The organism is Mangrovimonas sp. YM274 (genome assembly GCF_030908385.1).
In the GTDB taxonomy this organism is placed as follows: domain Bacteria; phylum Bacteroidota; class Bacteroidia; order Flavobacteriales; family Flavobacteriaceae; genus Mangrovimonas_A.
The window spans coordinates 2,810,414-2,830,817 of record NZ_CP133091.1 but is presented as its reverse complement, the minus strand read 5'-3'; the positions used below and the strand labels follow the sequence as shown (position 1 = coordinate 2,830,817).

At 38.1% G+C, this 20,404-nt stretch carries 20 protein-coding genes; 9 read left to right on the top strand and 11 right to left on the bottom strand.

The features are described 5' to 3' along the window. Positions 1–87 precede the first annotated feature (87 nt). Positions 88–3,507 (top strand): methylmalonyl-CoA mutase family protein, encoded by a 3,420-nt coding sequence (locus tag RBH95_RS12200; RefSeq protein ID WP_307899871.1) that lies wholly within the window; start codon positions 88–90, stop codon positions 3,505–3,507. Positions 3,508–3,653: 146 nt separating this feature from the next. Further along, positions 3,654–4,952: a DUF445 domain-containing protein gene (locus tag RBH95_RS12195; protein WP_307899870.1), complete on the top strand. Its 1,299-nt coding sequence runs from the start codon at positions 3,654–3,656 to the stop codon at positions 4,950–4,952. Between the two features lie 282 nt (positions 4,953–5,234). Here the strand turns inward: RBH95_RS12195 and RBH95_RS12190 are convergent, their stop codons facing one another. Continuing rightward, complete coding sequence (locus RBH95_RS12190) at positions 5,235–5,630, bottom strand: hypothetical protein (protein WP_307899869.1); 396 nt, start codon at positions 5,628–5,630, stop codon at positions 5,235–5,237. A 118-nt stretch (positions 5,631–5,748) separates the two neighbouring features. Between RBH95_RS12190 and RBH95_RS12185 the strand changes: the two genes are divergently transcribed. Next, the gene (locus RBH95_RS12185; RefSeq protein WP_307899868.1) at positions 5,749–6,192 is read left to right on the top strand and encodes an Lrp/AsnC family transcriptional regulator; all 444 of its coding nucleotides are present in this window, start codon (positions 5,749–5,751) and stop codon (positions 6,190–6,192) included. A 3-nt stretch (positions 6,193–6,195) separates the two neighbouring features. Here RBH95_RS12185 and RBH95_RS12180 read toward each other — a convergent pair whose 3' ends face one another. Further along, positions 6,196–7,164, bottom strand: coding sequence for a YpdA family putative bacillithiol disulfide reductase (locus tag RBH95_RS12180; RefSeq protein ID WP_307899867.1), 969 nt, complete (start codon positions 7,162–7,164; stop codon positions 6,196–6,198). Between the two features lie 17 nt (positions 7,165–7,181). Then, positions 7,182–8,393 (bottom strand): MFS transporter, encoded by a 1,212-nt coding sequence (locus RBH95_RS12175; protein ID WP_307899866.1) that lies wholly within the window; start codon positions 8,391–8,393, stop codon positions 7,182–7,184. 229 nt (positions 8,394–8,622) lie between these two features. On the opposite strand from RBH95_RS12175, the gene RBH95_RS12170 reads away from it, so the two are divergent. Continuing rightward, positions 8,623–9,225, top strand: coding sequence for a DUF1684 domain-containing protein (locus RBH95_RS12170; RefSeq protein WP_307899865.1), 603 nt, complete (start codon positions 8,623–8,625; stop codon positions 9,223–9,225). 9 nt (positions 9,226–9,234) lie between these two features. On the opposite strand, the gene crcB is transcribed toward RBH95_RS12170, so the two are convergent. From crcB to RBH95_RS12140, 6 genes are all read right to left on the bottom strand, one after another. Beyond that, a complete protein-coding gene (crcB, locus tag RBH95_RS12165; protein ID WP_307899864.1) occupies positions 9,235–9,600 on the bottom strand; it encodes a fluoride efflux transporter CrcB in 366 nt (121 codons plus the stop codon). A gap of 5 nt (positions 9,601–9,605) precedes the next feature. Beyond that, the gene (locus tag RBH95_RS12160; RefSeq protein WP_307899863.1) at positions 9,606–10,667 is read right to left on the bottom strand and encodes a GyrI-like domain-containing protein; all 1,062 of its coding nucleotides are present in this window, start codon (positions 10,665–10,667) and stop codon (positions 9,606–9,608) included. Between the two features lie 462 nt (positions 10,668–11,129). Next, complete coding sequence (locus RBH95_RS12155; RefSeq protein WP_307899862.1) at positions 11,130–11,753, bottom strand: response regulator transcription factor; 624 nt, start codon at positions 11,751–11,753, stop codon at positions 11,130–11,132. Further along, complete coding sequence (locus RBH95_RS12150; protein WP_307899861.1) at positions 11,750–13,525, bottom strand: sensor histidine kinase; 1,776 nt, start codon at positions 13,523–13,525, stop codon at positions 11,750–11,752. Before RBH95_RS12150 ends, RBH95_RS12155 begins: the two co-directional genes overlap by 4 nt. Continuing rightward, positions 13,525–13,971 (bottom strand): hypothetical protein, encoded by a 447-nt coding sequence (locus RBH95_RS12145; protein WP_307899860.1) that lies wholly within the window; start codon positions 13,969–13,971, stop codon positions 13,525–13,527. The genes RBH95_RS12150 and RBH95_RS12145 overlap by 1 nt, the downstream gene beginning before the upstream one ends. 143 nt (positions 13,972–14,114) lie before the next feature. Then, a complete protein-coding gene (locus RBH95_RS12140; RefSeq protein WP_307899859.1) occupies positions 14,115–14,300 on the bottom strand; it encodes a hypothetical protein in 186 nt (61 codons plus the stop codon). A gap of 78 nt (positions 14,301–14,378) precedes the next feature. Between RBH95_RS12140 and RBH95_RS12135 the strand changes: the two genes are divergently transcribed. Then, on the top strand, positions 14,379–14,765 hold the full coding sequence (locus tag RBH95_RS12135; RefSeq protein WP_307899858.1) for a nucleoside triphosphate pyrophosphohydrolase family protein: 387 nt from the start codon (positions 14,379–14,381) through the stop codon (positions 14,763–14,765). Positions 14,766–14,805: 40 nt separating this feature from the next. On the opposite strand, the gene RBH95_RS12130 is transcribed toward RBH95_RS12135, so the two are convergent. Then, a complete protein-coding gene (locus tag RBH95_RS12130; protein WP_307899857.1) occupies positions 14,806–15,876 on the bottom strand; it encodes a branched-chain amino acid aminotransferase in 1,071 nt (356 codons plus the stop codon). Positions 15,877–15,988: 112 nt separating this feature from the next. Here RBH95_RS12130 and RBH95_RS12125 point away from each other — a divergent pair, with 112 nt between their 5' ends. The 4 genes from RBH95_RS12125 to RBH95_RS12110 all read left to right on the top strand — a co-directional run bounded on the left by RBH95_RS12125 (position 15,989) and on the right by RBH95_RS12110 (position 18,657). Continuing rightward, positions 15,989–16,492, top strand: coding sequence for a DUF4920 domain-containing protein (locus tag RBH95_RS12125; protein WP_307899856.1), 504 nt, complete (start codon positions 15,989–15,991; stop codon positions 16,490–16,492). Between the two features lies 1 nt (position 16,493). After that, positions 16,494–16,934 (top strand): hypothetical protein, encoded by a 441-nt coding sequence (locus tag RBH95_RS12120; protein WP_307899855.1) that lies wholly within the window; start codon positions 16,494–16,496, stop codon positions 16,932–16,934. A gap of 3 nt (positions 16,935–16,937) precedes the next feature. Further along, entirely contained in the window at positions 16,938–17,624 is a 687-nt protein-coding gene (gene mnmD / locus RBH95_RS12115; protein WP_307899854.1) for a tRNA (5-methylaminomethyl-2-thiouridine)(34)-methyltransferase MnmD, read from the top strand. A gap of 130 nt (positions 17,625–17,754) precedes the next feature. Beyond that, positions 17,755–18,657, top strand: a complete 903-nt coding sequence (locus tag RBH95_RS12110; RefSeq protein WP_307899853.1) for a TIGR01777 family oxidoreductase — start codon at positions 17,755–17,757, stop codon at positions 18,655–18,657. A 74-nt stretch (positions 18,658–18,731) separates the two neighbouring features. On the opposite strand, the gene pckA is transcribed toward RBH95_RS12110, so the two are convergent. After that, complete coding sequence (gene pckA, locus RBH95_RS12105) at positions 18,732–20,366, bottom strand: phosphoenolpyruvate carboxykinase (ATP) (RefSeq protein WP_307899852.1); 1,635 nt, start codon at positions 20,364–20,366, stop codon at positions 18,732–18,734. Positions 20,367–20,404: the final 38 nt, after the last annotated feature.

Genomic DNA, 20,404 nt, shown 5'->3' with positions numbered 1-20,404 from the left:
ATCATTTGATTAATAACCTAAAACGCTAATGGGTTTTATGTATGGTCTTGGTTTTCAGTTTAAAAACTAATTCAATAGCTACTACAGATGAAACAGATAGCACCTTATAAGCCTAAACATAAAGTAAGAATTGTTACCGCTGCCTCGCTTTTTGACGGGCACGACGCTGCCATAAACATTATGCGCCGCATTATTCAAGCCACAGGAGTGGAAGTAATCCATTTGGGGCATGACCGCAGTGTAGAAGAAGTGGTAAACACGGCTATTCAGGAAGATGCCAATGCCATAGCCATGACCTCATACCAAGGAGGACACAATGAGTATTTCAAATACATGTATGATTTGTTGAAGGAAAAAGGCGCAGACCACATCAAGATTTTTGGTGGCGGTGGGGGAGTCATCCTTCCAGAAGAAATCCAGGAATTGATGGATTACGGGATTACCCGAATCTATTCGCCAGACGATGGTCGTGAAATGGGCCTTCAAGGAATGATCAATGATTTGGTAATGTTATCCGATTTTGCCATTGGGGATTCCTTGAATGGAGAAGTAAGTCATTTAGCAGAGAAGAATCCAAAAGCTATTGCGAGAGTGATTTCTTCCGCGGAAAACTTCCCAGAAGTTGCCAAGGCTGCTTTAGAAGATATTCATGCTAAAAATAAAAACAGCCATACCCCAGTACTCGGAATTACAGGAACGGGAGGTGCCGGTAAATCCTCTTTGGTGGATGAGTTGGTAAGACGTTTTTTAATCGATTTTCCAGAGAAAACAGTCGGGATAATTTCTGTGGACCCTTCCAAAAGAAAGACGGGTGGCGCTTTATTGGGGGATAGAATTCGTATGAATGCCATTAATAACCCTAGAGTGTACATGCGCAGTTTGGCAACACGTCAATCTAATTTGGCATTGTCAAAATACGTTAATGAGGCTGTGGAAGTTTTAAAAGCAGCCGAGTACGATTTGATTATTTTGGAAACTTCTGGAATTGGTCAGTCCGATACAGAAATTTTGGAGCACAGTGATGTGTCTTTATACGTCATGACTCCTGAATTTGGTGCTGCAACCCAGTTGGAAAAAATCGATATGTTGGATTTTGCCGATTTGGTGGCGATTAACAAATTTGACAAACGTGGCGCTTTGGATGCTTTGCGTGATGTGAAGAAGCAGTACATGCGCAACCACAATCTGTGGCATGCCAACCCGGATGATATGCCGGTATTCGGAACGATTGCATCGCAGTTCAACGATCCAGGAATGAACTCGTTGTACAAAGCCATTATGGATACTTTGGTTGAAAAGTCGGAGAGTGATTTAAAGTCGACTTTTGAAATCACCAAGGAAATGAGCGAGAAGATTTTTGTGATTCCTCCATCCAGAACCCGTTACCTTTCTGAAATCGCAGAAAACAACCGTTCTTATGATACTACTGCTACGGCACAAGTAGAGGTAGCTCAAAAGCTATATGGAATTTATAAAACCATTGAAACGGTGGTAGGCTCAGCACCGGTATTAACACGTTCAGGAGTGGATACCGAAGCCTTGGTAGTTTCAGAAGAGAACAAATTATTATTGGAACTTCTAATTAAGGAGTTCGACAGAATGAAAATGAACCTTGACCCATACAACTGGGAAGTAATTACCGGTTGGGATGAAAAGGTAAACCGATATAAAAATCCAATCTATTCCTTTAAAGTAAGAGATAAGGAAATAAAGATAGAAACACATACAGAATCCTTGTCGCATACACAGATTCCTAAAGTGGCCCTTCCAAAGTACCAAGCTTGGGGGGATATTTTAAGATGGTGCTTGCAGGAGAATGTTCCAGGGGAGTTCCCATATACTTCAGGATTATATCCGTTTAAGAGAACGGGTGAAGATCCAACACGTATGTTTGCCGGAGAAGGTGGGCCAGAGCGTACCAACCGCCGCTTCCATTACGTAAGTTTAGGAATGCCTGCCAAACGTCTGTCGACAGCATTTGATTCGGTGACGCTTTATGGAAACGATCCAGACCATCGTCCTGATATCTACGGAAAGATTGGAAACGCGGGAGTTTCTATTTGCTGTTTGGATGATGCCAAGAAATTGTATTCAGGATTCAATCTTGCCGATGCCATGACTTCGGTAAGTATGACCATCAATGGTCCTGCACCAATGTTGCTAGGATTCTTTATGAATGCCGCAATCGATCAACAATGTGAGATTTACATTAAGGAGAACGGTCTTGAAAAAGAAGTGGAGGCCAAAATAGCCAAAATCTATAAAGGAAAAGAGCGTCCAAAATATAATGGTGAATTACCTGAAGGAAATGACGGCTTAGGATTGATGCTGTTGGGCGTTACAGGAGATCAAGTATTGCCTGCCGATGTCTATGCCGATATCAAAGCTAAAACCATCGCTCAGGTGCGCGGAACAGTTCAGGCGGATATTCTTAAGGAAGACCAAGCTCAGAACACTTGTATTTTCTCTACGGAATTCGCTTTGCGATTGATGGGAGATGTACAGGAATACTTTATCGAGAACAATGTTCGCAATTTTTATTCGGTGTCTATTTCTGGGTACCATATTGCGGAGGCTGGAGCTAATCCAATTACCCAATTGGCATTGACCCTTGCCAATGGCTTTACCTATGTAGAGTACTACTTGTCTAGAAAAATGGACATCAATAAGTTTGGACCAAACTTGTCGTTCTTCTTCTCCAATGGAATCGACCCTGAATATGCAGTTATTGGTCGTGTGGCTCGTAGAATTTGGGCCAAGGCCTTAAAGCATAAATACGGAGCCAATCCAAGAGCACAGATGTTGAAATACCATATTCAAACATCAGGACGTAGCTTGCATGCCCAAGAGATTGACTTTAATGATATCCGTACGACATTACAGGCGCTTTATGCTATTTATGACAACTGTAACTCGTTGCACACAAATGCTTATGATGAAGCTATCACAACGCCAACGGAAGAGTCCGTACGTCGTGCTATGGCCATTCAGTTGATCATCAACAAGGAGTTAGGCTTGGCTAAAAATGAGAATCCAATTCAAGGATCCTTTATCATTGAAGAATTGACCGATTTGGTTGAGGAAGCTGTGTTGGCAGAGTTTGATAGAATTACAGAACGCGGGGGTGTTCTTGGGGCTATGGAAACCATGTACCAACGATCTAAAATTCAAGAGGAAAGCTTGTATTACGAAACCTTAAAGCACAATGGGCAATTCCCAATCATTGGGGTGAATACCTTCTTGAGCAGTAAGGGCTCTCCAACGGTAATCCCTGCGGAAGTAATCCGTGCAACGGAAGAGGAAAAGCAATTCCAAATTAAAACGTTGGAAAATCTCCATGAGCATTATGCTAAAGAAGTTGCTCAACAATTGTCAGTAATACAGCACGCCGCCATCAATAACCAAAACATTTTTGAACAGTTGATGGAAGCCACGAAATTCTGCTCACTTGGTCAAATTACCAATGCATTGTTTGAAGTAGGAGGGCAGTATAGACGGAATATGTAGGTTGAAAACATAATATTTACTGAAATCCCGAGGAGCTATTTCTCGGGATTTTTTTATGGCTTTTAAAATCAGAAGAAAGTTTTTTGTGTCAATAAAGCCTTAGTTTTCAGTATTTTTTAAGACCTTAGAAAGACCAAACGTTCAACATGAAAAAAAATAGATTAGGAAACCTGTCTTTGGCCTTGGCGGTTTGTTTCATGACCATTGGGCTTGTCTTTAAGAAGTTGCATTTGTATGAAGGTGACCTTTTGGAGATACTGTTGGCAGGTTTTGAGGCCGCGGTTGTTGGGGGTGTCGCCGATTGGTTTGCTGTAAGGGCGCTGTTTCAGGAAATCCCCATTCCTTATGTAAAACGCCATACCAATATCATTGTAAAAAGCAGGGAAAAGTTGTCTGCCGGTATTGTAGACTTGGTGAATAACGAATGGCTTTCCAAAGACATGCTAAGGGATAAAATTGAAGGAGTATCATTGGCTAAACCGATCCTTGAATATTTGATGGAAGGGAACAATCAAACAGCCATTCAACAGACCCTAAAGCCAGAATTGGAAGCTTTACTGATGCAATTGGAAGCTCCAAATGTGGTGTCTGGTTTGGAGGATTTATTGCGGCCCGCTTGCAAGGGGAATAACCTAGCGGAGCCTTTAGGTCGGTTTTTAAAGCAAGTAATAGAACATAAGGACCATCACGGGATGCTCAAGGTGTTTTTGGAGGTGCTGAAAGAAAAAATTGCGGATCCAGCAACTTTGGAATTTTTAACGGCCGAAGTAGAATTGCAAGTAAAAAATCAAAAGAAAAAAGGCTCCGTGCTTAAGGGCGTTTTAGTGGGAGCAGGTCAGGTATTGGGAGCTATAAAACCTGTTAAAATAGCCAAAGGTATTCAAGAGCAACTATACGAACTTGTTGAGGAAATGCGCAGTTCACCTGAAGATCATAAAATTATTCAAGCACTAGATAGGCAACTTTATGAGTATGGAGAGCGTTTGACCTCGGAAGAGGATCCTGCTATTGAAACCATTAATGAGTTTGGTGAGCAATTCCTGTTGCGTTTGATTGATTCTGGCATTGTAAAAAAGGCTTTAACAAGAGTGAAAGAAATCATCCACGAACAAGTATTTGTTGGGGAAACAGAACATACACAACTTTTAAAGGAGAAAGTGAATAGAATGTTGCATGGTTTTTACAATGATGTTTCAAAAGTGGAGGGCACCGATGCTTGGTTAAAAAGCACCTTATTGGAGTTGATAGATAAACACCACCATCGTATTGGGGAATTGGTAGGAGAAAGCTTGGCTAAACTTTCCAATGTAGAGCTGGTAAAACAAATAGAGGAAAAGGTTGGTGAAGATTTACAGTATATAAGGCTTAATGGAGCTTTAGTGGGGGGACTTGTCGGGATGATTATAATGGTGTTTAAAATCTACATTTTAGATGTACACACATAATGAAGGCTTGAGAATTGAAGAGAGTAGTGTGTATTTTTGATGAATACCTTAGATTCTTTTCTAAATTCAATAAAAAGCCCTTCCTGTATTTTTTAACCAACCAAATAAGTAGGAAGGGCTTAGCAATAAAAAGTTCTTAGAGACAATTCTAAGTTAATAATAAGATGCTGTTGTCTAAGGAATTGCTCGGTGAGTTATACACAAAGTTTTTAACAATAAAAAACGGAAGCTGTTGGGCTTCCGTATAGTATGTTCAGTGTTTCTTTTTGTTTAAATTCAAGTTTACAGCGTAAGCATCCATGAGTGCTGTAGTCTTTTGAAGGTTTTAAGTTCACGTCTTAACAACGGGATATAATCCTTTCCGTTGCTGTTACATTTTTCCAATCTGCGACAATTTCTGTATAGTCTATTGGTCATTCTTCTTAGAGCAGCAATGTGTTTATGACGCCTTTCGGAATAGCGTTCCATTTCGGCCTTGACAATTTCTGGAGCCAAAGATGCTGATTGTTGTACAAGGTCTCCTGAAAAGTAAATATGATGGTCTTCGGTGCCATCCTCTCGGAGGTAATTTAGATCCTGATTTAAGTATGACGAAATGCTTCTAGATAAAATAATGATATCTATAGCTTTTTGATACACAGGGAGTTCTGAAAAATGGTGTGGCAAATGAGGTAACATAGTGTAATAGCAATTTATATCAAAATTAAGGACAAGATTTCAGATTCAGCTTTAATAATTAAAGTAAAAATGTATATTTGGTTTAAAAATTATTTTTTTTATTGAAAAAACTTTAAAAATGAGTATTGATACTTTGAATTGGAAAATATTGAAATGTTTGCAGCAAAATGCACGGCAATCCAATGCTGAAATTGGGAGGCAAGTTGGCATTAGTTCACCAGCAGTTTCCGAGCGTATCAAAAAAATGGAAGATTCGGGGATTATTGAAGATTACCATACCACGGTTTCCTATTTTGAGGCAGGGTACCAACTAAAAGCCATTATTACCTTACGTGCATTTATGGGGAAGCTTAAACCTTTCTTGGAAAAGGTTAAAACCTATGATGAGGTAATTAATTGTTACCGGATTACGGGCAATGAGAATATTGTAATGGTGGTTATTCTTAAAAACCAAAAACACTTGGAAGCTTTTATTGACCAATTAATAGTTTACGGTGAAAGTAAAACGCAGATTGTGTTGTCCGTTGTAGTTAAAAATGGTTATATCAAGCCTATTAAATAGTTATTAAAGGGTTTGTGAAATGTGTTCAGCGATTTGTTTGGCATGGATACGTGAATTTTCTATAAACCATTTATGGGTTTCCATACCACCACAAATTACACCAGCTAGATACAATCCAGGGACATTGGTTTCCATGGTTTCAGCATTATAGGTAGGAATATGTCTTTCATCCTCACCAAAAGTAATATTGGCCCCTTCAAGGAGTTTGAAATTGGGTTGGTAACCGGTAAGGGCAACTACGTAATTATTTGGGAGGGTAATGATACCTTTAGGAGTATTTATGGAGACTTCCTCTTCTTTTATTTCTTGTATTTCAGAATTAAAATAGGCTTTTATGCTGCCTTCTTCAATTCGGTTTAGAATATCGGGGCGTACCCAGTATTTTACACGCTCTCCTATGTCATTGCCTCTAATCACCATGGTTACTTCTCCTCCCTTTCTCCAAATTTCCAAAGCGGCATCTACTGAGGAGTTACTGGCTCCCACTACAATTACTTTCTGCATGCTGTATGGATGCGCCTCTTTATAATAATGGGATACTTTTGGGAGTTGTTCTCCAGGAACATTCAACAATTTAGGGATGTCATAGAACCCTGTCGCGATAATCACTTTTTTGGCACGGTAGTTTTGTTTTTCGGAAGTTACTACAAACTGTCCTTTGTGCTCCAGAATACCCAAAACCTCTTCGTATAAATTAATGTTTAGTTGATTGGAGGTTGCCACACGTCTGTAGTATTCCAAAGCCTCATCTCTGTTAGGTTTTGGACTGTTACTTATAAAAGGGACATCATTGATCTCTAATCTTTCAGAAGTAGAGAAAAAGGTCATATTTAAAGGATAGTTAAAAAGTGAATTAGTAAGAGCTCCTTTTTCTAAAATCACATAATCAAACCCTCTTTGTTTGCATTCAAGGGCGCAGGCAATTCCAATGGGACCGGCGCCTATTATGATGATGTCTTTCTCGATATTCAAAATCCTAAATATTTAAGTTATTGGCTTATGTTTCGATAAGCCATTTTACGCTTTAAAAATACTAATAGTAGCACACAAATTAGCATGATTGCTATGATAATATACCATGTGCTTTTAAAACCAACTAGTTTAATGAGCTGCATTCCGGTATTATGGCCAAAAATATGTGCAATGGCAAAAGCCATGCTGTACAGAGCCATATATTCTCCTTGGTTGCCTCGTGTTGCCCTTTTTAGGGCAAAGGCATTGGAGAAGGGAAAAGCTATCATTTCACCTACTGTCATTAAGAGCATTCCAACGATTAAGATTCCTGACCATGAGCTAAGATTGAGCACCAAAAAACTTAGGGCTGTTAGCAAGGCTCCATAAATAATGAGTCCTGTTTTGGTATATTTTAACCCTTCAAGCCATTTTATTAGAGGCATCTCAAATATGGCAATTAATAAGCCATTCATTCCCATGAGTAGACCGATTTCAAATTCTGAAAGTAATCGTTCTTTCTCATAGTATAACGGCATGGTGGAAAAGTATTGTAAAAATACAATGCTGAACAATACCATAGCGATTAAAAATATGATGTAGGCCCCATCTTTATAGGCCGATTTAGGGTTGGGAACGGTAATCTCGTCATGAACTTTGGCTGTTTTGGGATTTAGTACATTGAGTAGCAAAATACCTGCTAATATGCAGGTAATGCCATCTACCCAAAAAAGGCCAGCATACCCTAAAGAGAGAATAATTATACCACCAATAGCTGGACCAGCTGAAAACCCTAAGTTAATGGCCAAACGTATCAAGGTTACCGATCTAGTTTTGTTTTCGGGTTTGCTATAAGCGCTAAGGGCAACAAACATGGCGGGACGAAACATGTCTGCAACTGCCATTAATAATCCAACGCCAAAGATCATCCCTGTATAAGTGTTGATAAATTGCAACCCTATAAAAAGGAAGCCTGAGGCTATAAGGCTAATCACCATAACTTTGTAATAACCAATTTTGTCGGTCAATTTGCCTCCTAGCCAAGAGCCTAAAACAGAACCCGCTCCAAAGGCAGACATGATCCATGCCACATCACTTAATGAAAAGTTTAGGCTTTTAGTGAGGTAGAGCGATAGAAAAGGTACTACCATGGTTCCTGCTCTGTTAATAAGCGTAATTAGGGCCAACCACCAAACTTCTGTAGAGAGTCCCTTGAAAGTATCGATATAACTGTTAAAAATTTGTTTCATGTTTGATTGATGTAAAATGAAAAAAAATGTCCGACATAAGCCGGACGTTTTACAGATATATTGTTAAGATGTAATCAACACAATCATTTAAGCGTCCGGCTTCTGTAAGAAGCTGTATAGGTTTGCTTATTTTTTGTGATGACTGAAATCATGAGTTTGCTAAAAGTTTGAAAGTCAAATCTATGTAAAATAAGTTTAAGTTGTATTTTTGATGGCGAAAAAAATGTATATGAGATTCTTAATTTTTTTGATTTTAGGGGCTTTTGCTCTGGGATGTGCTCAAGACAAGCAACCCATATTGGGGAAAACAGCCTTTCAGAAAAGGTTGAATGCTGAATTTAGGGATGCTACAAAGTCTCCATTGACAGATAAAGATCGAAAGGGGTTCAAGGGCCTGTCGTTTTTTGAAGTGGACTCTTCTTATGTGGTAACAGCAACATTACAACGGACCCCAGATTCACCATGGTTTTTAATGAAAACAACTACAGATCGCGAATCAAAAGAGCGCGTTTATGGAGTATTAAAGTTTCAGTTAAAAGGAGAGTTCTACGAACTCAAGGTGTATCAAGGAGAAGAATTGATGGCACAAGAGGAGTATCAAGACTATTTGTTTTTACCTTTTTTGGATGCTACCAATGGAACCGAAAGTTATGGGGGAGGTCGCTATATCGATTTAAGAATTCCGGAAGGAGATCATTTAACAATAGATTTTAATACGGCATATAACCCTTATTGCGCCTATAATGAAAAATATTCTTGTCCTATTGTGCCACGGTACAATTATCTTGATACAGAGATTAGGGCAGGGGTAAAGGCTTATAAAAAGAAATAATCACGGAAACTATTTCACCAAGAATATGCCCAAAAACACTGCTAGAAAGCCTATGATAAAACTGGCAATGGTGTAAAAGGCAAAGCTTGTAAAATCACCAGTCCTTAAAAATACATGGTTCTCATAGGCAAAGGTTGAAAAAGTGGTAAATCCACCACAAAAGCCAGTTGCCAAAAACAGGGTTTGGCTTTCTGTAAGGGTATCATTTTTTGCAGCCAATCCTAAAATAATGCCAATAAGTAAACTGCCCAATATATTGGCGGCAAAAGTGCCATAGGGGATACCGGTTTCGTGGCTGTTCCAAAGTTTGCCTATTCCAAATCTAAGTACACTTCCAAAGCCTCCACCAAGAAATACGAGTAATAAATGCTTCATGTATATTAAAGGCTGGTTGTTTCTTGGGGTGTGGTACTATTATCATCTTTAATAGCAATGTATATTTTAGTGATCCAATCTGCAGGATTTGGTGTTTGGATCGGGTCTGTAAGGTAGGTTTCCAGCATTGGTCCATTCTCTTTAAATTCATACCCATGCTCTGGCACATATTTCATGGCAATGTCCCAAGCTTCTTTTAGGTTGTTGTAATCACCTGTAAGAGTCGTTTCCACAGCTCTAAAGGCATCCATATATCCAGTAAGTATATCACTGTCATCAGCAGTAATGACTTGAGCAGTAGTAGGAACGCAACAGGAAAAGATAGTTGCATTGTTAGCTTCATCCCATTTAAGATAATTAATATATGGAGCGCCGGCTAAAGCAATGTTATTGGATTTGGCATATTCCAAAACTTTGGGAAGCATTTCCTGCATTTTATTCTCCATTTCTGAAATTTTGCATGAAGTAGTATTGTACAAATAGAAACCGCCACTGTGTTGGGTTACGCCATTCACTTTAATATTATAAACTTTCATGGATTCTTGAAGCACACTATCCAATTTAACCAGGCCTCTTTCAAAATCTGGTCCTATCATAGCGTCAAAGCCTCCATTGGCTAAAGCATAGGCTTTAAACATAAAGGGAAGTTTCTCAGCGGTCATGGTCCAAGTAACTTTTGTTTTTGCGGGTTCTAATGCTTCAAATTTCCAATTTAAATTGGAGGGTTGGTAATTGTCAAATTGTATTTCTTGGTCAATTTCATTGTTTTCAATAACCTCTTTGGTTTTCATGGATCCTTTACCTTGAGAGTCAGTCCAGGAGTAATTCCCTCCAACTCCTAAGGTGTTTTCTCCCAAAGTAATGGAGGTATTGGGATCTTTTTCTATCCATGGCGACCAAGCTTCCCAGTTTTGGAAATCAACAACATTATTGTATGCAACTGAAGCAGGAGTTTCCATGACATGCTCACGACTTACTTTGAATGAATTTGGTTGTACTGCAATATAGATAGCTAAAGCAATACAAGCAATCAAACACAGAAAGAGAAAGTATTTAAAAAATTTCATTTAGATAGCATTGATGTTCTATCAAAGGTAATCAATTTTGAAGAAATTTAATTTTATTGAAAGCTATATTGTAAGGGTTGTGGGATAAAAAAAATCCCCGATAACGGGGATTTCATTAGCTAAAAACAATTGAATGTATAAAAATTATACTGCTTCCATAATTTAGGTTAATGGAGAAGGGGTATTTAGCTTCTGGTTGGTTGTATCAAAGATCTTGTAGCATTAAGCATATAAGAATAGTATAAAGATACTAAGGCTTTTATTGTTAAAAAATCCCCAAAAAAGGGGATTTTTTAGTAGTTGAAATCATAAAATATTCCCTTCAATCTAAACGATGTTTCAACTAAAGTGCTCAAATATATTTTGAGCAAGTTTAGATTGACCCGAAGGCATTGTTCTAAATAGCGAGGTAAAACTAGCAAACCAGCCTATACGAAACCATACGTATTAATGGGGATATTTTTAAAAACGATATTTTTTTTCAAGGGCGTAACGCATTAATTCACCCTTACCTTGAAGTCCAAGAATTTTAATCATGTTTTTTCGGTGGGTTTCCACTGTGCGGACGCCTATAAAAAGCGCTTCTGCAATTTCTCTTGAGGTTTTGCCTTGAGCCACGAGCTCTAGAATTTCTATTTGTCGTTTAGTAAGAATACCTTTTTTTGTAGGTGTCTGCTCCGAGCTTAGCGCATTGGTGTTAATGTTGGCATCAAAGTAAGTGTTACCCTCAGCTATGGACCTGATGGCGGTTAAGACTTCTGTTAGTGGAGAGTTTTTCAAAATGTAACCTGAGGCTCCGGCTTCAAGCATTTGAGAAATAGCCTCAGTTTGATCAAACATTGAAAAAGCCAAGACATTAGTATTTGGAAACTGGTTTTTAATTTGTTTGGTAGCTTCAATACCATCCATTATGGGCATTCGGATGTCTGTTAAAACAACATTGGGACTTTTACTATTGACAATATCCAATAGCTTTTCACCGTCATTGGCAGTGCCAACAACTACAATGTCTTTTTCAAATTCCAACAGTAATTGAATACCGTCTATTAGAGATTGGTGATCTTCTGCAATTGCTAATCGTATCATAGGGGAATATCAATAATTATGGTGGTGCCTTTTTGGGGTTCAGATTCTATGGCCATGGATCCATGGAGGTGGTCTACACGTTTATCAATACTACCAAGTCCCATTCCGTCACTTTTTAAGGTGATTTTGTTGGGGTTGAAACCTTTGCCGTTATCTTCAACCATGATATTCAGGCTATCGTCGTGGTTGGTTAAATGGATAGTGATTTCATTTGCTTCGGCATGTTTGATAACATTGGTTGTCAATTCCTGAATAATTCTAAAAATGGTAAGCTCTAAACTATTTTCTAGTCTATTTTCTAAACCATAGTCGATGACTTCAATACATATTTTATTGGCATAGGATATTTTATCTGCCATTTGTTGTACCGCTTTTAATAATCCCTGTTTCGCAATTACACCAGAATTCTTCGCATGGGCAATAGAGCGTACCTTGTTATAGGCTTCATCAATAAGGGTGTTGGTCCGTTCGAAAAGTTCTTGGTTTTGGTGACCGTTTAAACTGTTGAAGTGTAATTTTACATTGGCCATAAGCCCACCTAAATCATCATGTAGGTCATTGGCAATGCGTAAGCGTTCCTTTTCCTGACCTTCAATCATGGCGTCTATAGCCCTCAATTCTTGTTCCTTTAAAACTGTAGCCAGTTTTTGCGTTTGGAGTTCTTTCTCGTTTTCGGCTAGTTTTTGTTTTCTACGTGTGTTTTTTTGAAACAATACAGCTACCACAGTTCCTGATACTAAAAGAACAATAGTTAAAATTAAGAAGTTTCGGTTTCTTTTCCTGGCTGCTTCAGCTTCAAGGTTGTCGGCTCTTAGCTTTTCGTTTTCGTAGCGTGCTTCTACTTCGGTAATTGAGGCATTTTGGTCTTTTAGGTTGATGACTTGCTGAATGGAGTCGGATTTGGAAAAGTATTTATGGGCATTTTTAAAGTCGTTCAATTCAATATAAGTTGAATCCAGATTTTGATAGAGCGTTAGATAGTTTGAGTGGGCTTGTTTGGATAAGTCCATGTTTTCTGCCTTTGTGTAATACTCTAGAGCTTTTGGGTAGTTTTTTGCTCGACGATAGTAATTTCCCAAATTGTTGTAAAATGCGAATCTGTAATTTAAATTTTTGCTTTTTGAGGTGTCTTGATCAAAAAGTTTTAAGGCGGATTGGGTGTAAAATATGGCAGAATCTTGATTTTTATATATTTTGCTACTAATAGACCCTAAATTGGATAAAATCCCGATTTGTATTTGAGTGCTATCCATTTTTTTAAAATGGATAAGTGCCTTGTTATAAAAATATTTTGCAGAATCTAATTCATGAGCGTAATGAAATGCAATGGCCTTTTGATTGGCAATTGTCCCTAGCCATTTTGTTGAATTTTGTTCTTGGGCATAGGTTATAAGATTGTTTAGATAAATTTCTTTATCAGATTTTAAATTTTTTTGAGAATCTAATAGGGCGTAGATTTCATAATTGGTTTTGGCAATTTTTTCTTGCTTGCGGTGAAGAGTAAACGATTTTAAAGCCTTTTTATAATACAAAAAAGCAGAATCTGCCTGGTTGAAGTTGTTATAGGCTTCCGCTAGGGCTAATTGATAGTTACCTTTAGAAACTTTAGTCTTAGGAATATTATCAATGGTATGACGGTATTGGATAATCGCCCTATAATTCTCTACTCGCTTTAAGGAATCTAGGGTCTGGAATAAATTTTGCTCCTGCCCAAAACTTATGGTGGTCAGGAGCAAAAAGAATAAAATTTGGGATCTATAAAAAATGTTCATTAAGCTTTATTAATAATGATATCTCCATCTATTTCCTTAACACCTGCATTAGGCATTGGTAATGGAGAAGGGTAGGTGTTCCCAAAAGAGGAAACAAGGTTCTTTAAGGTGGACAATGCTGAAGTAGCATTTGAATCTAGAAAAACGTATACAATTAAATCGTCACGTAGATTGCCTGTAGGGAATCCGGAAACTGTGTTTAAATCAATAGTTACGTCAATAACGCCAACGATAGGTGAGGCAGGTGTTGCTGGAGCTCCAGATATTTCAATGGCAATTGCACAAAGGCTAGGGCTTGAAATATCGCTTTCAGAAGCCGTTAGACCTCTATCTGTCGCAGGGATTTGCAGGTAAAGTTTTTTTGAAGAACCATCAAAGTAGTTGGTTGGAGCAATTCCATAGCGTTTGATGTCGCTCAATGGAATGAAATTTTGAGAAATAGCCATAAAATAATTTGTTAAGTTAATAGAAAATAATGTTGCGAATTAACATTATAACCAAACATAAAACCATCCCCGATACAAGGGATATTTTGTTCGATGATAATACTATAGGTAACGTTAATAAAAAACTAAAACTAAGTTTTTTACTACATAAATACAAACTTGATGGCAGCAATAAATAAAATGAAGGCAATAAAGCCAATAAGAATCCAAACCGTCCCTTTGTAGTACTTACGGTGAAGTTTTAAATCCTTTCGGTAGGTATAAGTAATAATGGCAATAAATGCAATGGCAAATAAAATCCCAAAAATCCATTGACCTTTTGTAAACATATGGCTATTTTTAAGCAAAAATACACAAACAGTTAATAAACAATTCAAAAAACTGCAATAAAAAATAGGATTACTGCAATGAAGAAAAAGATTGAGGCTGTAAAAGCCTTTCATACGGCATTCAAAATTGGACATAGAGAAACCCCTAAAGCTGATCTGGGACAAGACAAAAACTTGTTGCGATACAAATTGATGCGGGAAGAAAACGAAGAGTATCTGGAGGCAGCCAATAATGGTGATTTGGTTGAGGTTGCCGATGCCTTGGGAGATATGCTCTATATTTTATGCGGGACCATCATTGAACATGGTTTACAACATAAAATAGAAGCTGTGTTTGATGAAATCCAACGCAGTAACATGAGTAAATTAGGAGAGGATGGAGAACCCATTTACAGAGAGGATGGAAAAGTGTTGAAAGGTCCCAATTATTTTAAACCCGACATTAAAACTATTCTTGAGGGATAAAAAAAGAGAAGCTATTTGCTTCTCTTTTTTCTTTATACGATTAAATTTTTACGCGCCATCCAAATGGATCTTCAGTTCTGTTGTATTGAATATCTGTGATTCGTTTTTTCAATATAGAGGCATAGCTGTTTTCTAATTGAGGCAGGTCATAGTCGTTATCTTTATATCCAAAAGATGCAATAGGAGAAATTACGGCTGCTGTACCAGAACCGAACATTTCCATTAAATCACCTTTTTGAGCCGCTTCAACAACTTCATGCACCGAAAGTGGACGTACTTCTACATTAAAGCCTTCGGCTTTTGCAATTTCAATGATACTTTTTCTAGTGATACCATCTAAAATACGATCACTGGTTGGGGCTGTAATCAAGGTGTCTTTTATTCTGATAAAGATGTTCATGGCACCAGCTTCTTCGATATATTCGTGAGTGCTATCATCTGTCCAGATCACTTGGTTGTAGCCTTTTTCAATGGCTAGTTGTGTAGGGTAGAATTGCCCAGCATAATTACCTCCAGCCTTGGCATATCCAACTCCGCCATTGGCAGAGCGCGAATAGGTTTGCTCAATCAAAACACTTACTTTTCCTGAAAAATATGGGCCAGAAGGTGCCGTTGCAATAATGAATTTGTAATTGTTTGCAGGCGAAGCGTGGAAGCCTTCTCCCGAAGCAAAAATAAATGGACGAATATACAGAGAACCTTGTTCTGCACTTGGGATCCATTGGTCGTCTACCTTTAATAAAGTTTTGAGTCCTTCCATAAAGTAATTTTCTGGAACTTCAGGAATAGCCAATCGTTTGGCAGAGATGTTAAGACGTTTACAATTGTCTAAAGGACGAAACAAGAATGTCTCGTTGTTGGTGTCCTTATAAGCTTTCATGCCTTCAAAAACGGATTGTCCGTAATGCAATATTTTTGCTGAAGGTGCCAAGCTAATATTCTGGTAAGGAACAATTTTAGGAGTTTCCCAAACGCCATTACTATAATCACAAACCAACATATGGTCTGAAAAGACACTTCCAAAGGCCAAATTGTCAAAGTCGATTTCGTTTATTTTGCTGTTTTCACATTTCGTGATTTCGATATCTTGAATGTCTGTTGTATTCTGCATAGTTGTGTTTTTGGTATGCTTACAAAATTATGAAATTTATAGAGATTTGAAATCATTAAATTCTGTAATAAAAGAAGTATCTTAGTAGCCAGATTCATAAATAATTATACAAATGAAAACATTTCTGTCCTTATTTACCATCGCACTATTATTGGTATCCTGTAAAAACGAGTCCAAGGAATTGGCAAAACAAGAAAATCAAAAAGAAGTAGCTTATGTGTCTTTTGGAGCTCCATTAGAAGCAAACAACGCTTTAGCAGCTTCTGCTCTTGCAAGCCAATATGAATCCTTAAAAGCAGGTGATAGTTTGGCTACTAAAGTTATCGCTAAAGTTGATGAGGTATGCCAAGCAAAAGGATGTTGGATGAAATTGGATTTGGGAGATGAAAAGCAGGTTATGGTAAAATTTAAAGATTATGGTTTTTTTGTTCCTAAAAATATAGCGGGACAGGAAGTAATTATAAATGGTATGGCTTATGTATCGGAGACGTCTGTGGCAGAATTACGTCATTATGCCCAAGATGCAGGAGAAAGTGAAGAAGAGATAGCTAAAATTACCGACCCAGAGCGTACGTATGCATTTTTAGCAGATGGCGTACTTCTAAAAGATGAGTAGTATGATGCGCTTTATAATCCTTATTGGATTTGCTTTTTTATGTAGCTGTGGTCAAGAAACCAAGCAGGAAGCTATTGTGGAAAAGGAGGTACCCATCAAGTATGATATGTACGTGCCTTCAGAAATGGCCAACCTTATGAATGAGATGTACAATTATAAGGCTGAACTTAAAAGTGATATTTTGTCGGGAACCGTACCAACAGAATTTCCTGAACAATTTTTAAAGATTCATACTGCAGAACTGTCAGATTTTAAAGATCGCACAGAAGCCTTTGAAGCCGTGTCTAAAGCATTTATTGAAGCCGAGCAGCGCCTTTTTGATTCTACAGCAACACAGTCTTTAGAAACTCGTTTTAACACAGCTGTCAATCTTTGTATTTCCTGTCATAATATGGGGTGCACAGGGCCAATTCCAAGAATTCAAAAATTGTTGATTAAATAATTAGTGAAACGAAAAATCATTACTACGGGAGATGGTTCCAAGACCATCCAAATTGAAGATTGGGATGAGCAGTACCATTCCAAGCATGGAGCCATACAAGAGGCACAACATGTATTTATAAAACACGGACTTCAATACACCAATGAGAGGTTTTCAAGTTCTGCGTCTGGACCAATTTGTATTTTGGAAATAGGATTTGGAACTGGGCTGAATGCTTTTTTAACCATGATTGAGGCTGAAAAACTTAATCGCGCAATTAACTATGTAGGGGTTGAAGCCTTTCCTGTAAAAGAGGAAGAGCTGCAACTGTTGAATTATACGGAGCAACTATCTAAAGAAGCTTATCAGTCTAAGTTTAAGGCGCTGCATGACACAGCTTGGGAAAGTGAACATGAAATTACACCTAATTTCATTCTTCAAAAGCAACAAAAGGATTTTAAAGAGATTTCTGAAATCAATCATTTTGATTTAATCTATTTTGATGCTTTTGGTGCTAGAGTACAACCGGAGCTATGGACAGAAGATATCTTTAGAATAATGTTTGAGGCTCTAAGGCCAAATGGAGTATTGGTTACCTATTCTGCCAAAGGAAGTGTTCGTCGTGCCATGTTAGCAGTAGGTTTTAAGGTGGATAAACTTCCTGGACCACCAGGGAAAAGAGAAATGCTACGAGCCTATAAGGCTGTTTAAGGTGGATTAACCCAACTATTTTAATTCTTGCGAGCCTGCAAACGTGTTGTTTGTAAGAAAATTTTGTTAAACCTTAATTAAAAGGAAGTCGTATCCCGATGGCTTTTCCTAACTTTATAAAAAAGGTTTTATGACAATCTTAATTACAGGCGCTACGGGTCTTATTGGAAAAGCAATTGTGGCACAATGTGTAAAAAAAGACATTGTTGTGCATTATTTGACTACTTCCAAGAATAAGCTCGAAACTCAACCCAAATACAAAGGATTTTATTGGGACCCAGAAAAGGGAGAAATTGATGCGGCTTGTTTTGAAGGTGTCGAGGCCATTATTAATTTGGCTGGCGCCTCCATTTCCAAACGATGGACTAAAAGTTATAAAGAGATCATTTTGCAGAGCCGAATATCTTCATTGAATTTATTGAAAAAGTGTATTTCTAAGCATGGTTTTTCAATCAAAAAGCTTGTTAGTGCCAGTGCTATTGGAATTTACCCTGATTCCCTTACACGGTATTATGAAGAAAGCGTTAAGGAAGTATCCACCTCCTTTTTGGGAACGGTTACCGAGCAATGGGAGGCAGCAGCCGATACTTTTATAGAATTAGGAATAGAGGTCTCTAAAATTAGAATTGGATTGGTTTTGGATGATAAGGAAGGTGCCTTACCTAAATTAGTTCAGCCTGTTCGCTATGGGCTTGGAGCTACTTTTGGCGATGGTAGTCAATGGCAATCTTGGATTCATGTGGAGGATTTGGCTAGATTGTTTTTATATGTTTTGACTAATGAAACTTCTGGTATTTTTAATGGAGTGGCTCCAAATCCTGTTACCAATAAGGAGATGCTACATATAATAGCGAAAGAATTGGGTAAGCCTTTAATTATGCCCAATATCCCAAAGGGTTTTATGAAGTTGGTAGTGGGAGATATGCACCTGCTGCTCTATGAAAGTCAATTGGTGAGCAGTAAAAAAGTGGAGGCCATAGGCTTTTCTTTTAAGTACCCTAAATTGGAAATGGCCTTAAACGACTTGCTGTAGAAATTAAAAATTAAACAAATAAAAAAGGTTGTCCGTTACAGACAACCTTTTTCAAGTTAAACAATCAAATAAACTTAAAAAGTATCACCTAAAGTGTGATGAGTGTCAATTAGTGGTCCTCCTTGAATAATTTCTTCGGAAGCTTGGTTGGCAAACTTATCGAAGTTAATATGGAAGGAATGCGCCAATTGAATAGATTTACTGATATACACGCCTTTTTGCAACCAGGTATTAATTGGATCTAAAATTTCGGTTGGTACGCCAGGGCAGTATTCCGGCATGAACAATCCAAAGATTGGGTGCGATTTAAGTGGTACGTTTTCCAATTCACCTTTTAAAATGGCGGAAATCATAGCACGTGTATATTTTAGTTTAATTCTGGAACCAACACCGTAAGGGCCACCGCTCCATCCAGTGTTAATCAGCCACACATTAACACCAGCTTCCTGCATTTTATCGCTTAGCATTTCGGCATAAACGGTTGGGTGTAGGGGCATAAAAGGTTCACCAAAACAAGCAGAGAAGGAAGGTACTGGCTCAGTAATTCCAGCCTCTGTTCCGGCCACTTTTGCAGTATAGCCAGAGATAAAGTGGTAAGCGGCTTGTCCAGGAGTTAATTTAGATACTGGAGGCAGCACACCAAAAGCATCACAGGTTAAGAAAAAGATGTTTTTAGGGTTGGCCGCATATGATGGTTGTTGAATGTTGTCAATATGGTCAATAGGGTAGCTTACACGAGTGTTTTGTGTAATGGAACTATCGGCATAATCTACTTCTTTAGTTCCTGGTTTAAACACAATATTTTCTAGTAAAGCACCGGGGCGAATTGCTCTAAAGATGTCTGGTTCTTTTTCTTCGGTAAGGTCGATTACTTTGGCGTAGCAACCTCCTTCAAAGTTGAAAATGATATTTTCTTTGGTCCATCCGTGCTCGTCGTCTCCAATTAGTTTTCTATCAGGATCGGCAGATAGCGTAGTTTTTCCTGTTCCTGAAAGCCCGAAGAATATGGCAGTATCGCCATCCTCACCAACATTGGCAGAACAGTGCATTGGTAATACGTCTTTTTCTATAGGAAGAATAAGGTTTAAGGCAGAGAATATTCCTTTTTTCATTTCTCCGGTATAGGCAGATCCTCCAACCAGAGCAATTTTTTTTGTGAAGTTTAGGATAGAGAAGTTGCCATCTAACAAGCCCATTTCTTTTGGGTTTGGGGCTTCATATCCAGGGGCACATACTACTAACCATTCTTCTTCAAAATTTGCAAGTTCCTCTTCATTAAAACGAAGGAACATGTTTTTTACAAAGTAGTTAGACCATGGGTATTCTGTAATGGTTCTAACGTTCATTTGGTATTCTGGGTGTGCACATACATAGCCGTCACGCACATAGACATCTTTTCCAGATAAGTATTGGGTTACTTCGTTATATAAAACGTCAAATTGTTCTGGCGCAATAGGTTTGTTGATTCGTCCCCACCACACTTTGTCTTTTGTATAGGCATCTTTAACCAAAAAGCGGTCTTTTGGCGATCTTCCGGTAAACTTACCAGTGTTAACGCAAAGAGTTCCATTTTCGGTTTCTGTTCCCATTCCCTGTTCCAGGGTAATTTCCTGAAGTTTTTCAGGTGAAAGGTTCCAGTGAGCTGTAACATCTTTTAAACCATATTGGCTTAAATCCAGTGTTTTGGCTTGATTTACTACTGCTTCCATGACTTTTGTTTTAGGTTAATTTTTGTTTGTTATAATTT

Coding starts and splice junctions, on each gene's coding strand:
- RBH95_RS12200 (WP_307899871.1), top strand. CDS start 88: ATGAAACAGATAGCACCTTATAAGCCTAAACATAAAGTAAGAATTGTT.
- RBH95_RS12195 (WP_307899870.1), top strand. CDS start 3,654: ATGAAAAAAAATAGATTAGGAAACCTGTCTTTGGCCTTGGCGGTTTGT.
- RBH95_RS12190 (WP_307899869.1), bottom strand. CDS start 5,630: ATGTTACCTCATTTGCCACACCATTTTTCAGAACTCCCTGTGTATCAA.
- RBH95_RS12185 (WP_307899868.1), top strand. CDS start 5,749: ATGAGTATTGATACTTTGAATTGGAAAATATTGAAATGTTTGCAGCAA.
- RBH95_RS12175 (WP_307899866.1), bottom strand. CDS start 8,393: ATGAAACAAATTTTTAACAGTTATATCGATACTTTCAAGGGACTCTCT.
- RBH95_RS12170 (WP_307899865.1), top strand. CDS start 8,623: ATGAGATTCTTAATTTTTTTGATTTTAGGGGCTTTTGCTCTGGGATGT.
- crcB (WP_307899864.1), bottom strand. CDS start 9,600: ATGAAGCATTTATTACTCGTATTTCTTGGTGGAGGCTTTGGAAGTGTA.
- RBH95_RS12160 (WP_307899863.1), bottom strand. CDS start 10,667: ATGAAATTTTTTAAATACTTTCTCTTTCTGTGTTTGATTGCTTGTATT.
- RBH95_RS12155 (WP_307899862.1), bottom strand. CDS start 11,753: ATGATACGATTAGCAATTGCAGAAGATCACCAATCTCTAATAGACGGT.
- RBH95_RS12150 (WP_307899861.1), bottom strand. CDS start 13,525: ATGAACATTTTTTATAGATCCCAAATTTTATTCTTTTTGCTCCTGACC.
- RBH95_RS12145 (WP_307899860.1), bottom strand. CDS start 13,971: ATGGCTATTTCTCAAAATTTCATTCCATTGAGCGACATCAAACGCTAT.
- RBH95_RS12140 (WP_307899859.1), bottom strand. CDS start 14,300: ATGTTTACAAAAGGTCAATGGATTTTTGGGATTTTATTTGCCATTGCA.
- RBH95_RS12135 (WP_307899858.1), top strand. CDS start 14,379: ATGAAGAAAAAGATTGAGGCTGTAAAAGCCTTTCATACGGCATTCAAA.
- RBH95_RS12130 (WP_307899857.1), bottom strand. CDS start 15,876: ATGCAGAATACAACAGACATTCAAGATATCGAAATCACGAAATGTGAA.
- RBH95_RS12125 (WP_307899856.1), top strand. CDS start 15,989: ATGAAAACATTTCTGTCCTTATTTACCATCGCACTATTATTGGTATCC.
- RBH95_RS12120 (WP_307899855.1), top strand. CDS start 16,494: ATGATGCGCTTTATAATCCTTATTGGATTTGCTTTTTTATGTAGCTGT.
- RBH95_RS12110 (WP_307899853.1), top strand. CDS start 17,755: ATGACAATCTTAATTACAGGCGCTACGGGTCTTATTGGAAAAGCAATT.
- pckA (WP_307899852.1), bottom strand. CDS start 20,366: ATGGAAGCAGTAGTAAATCAAGCCAAAACACTGGATTTAAGCCAATAT.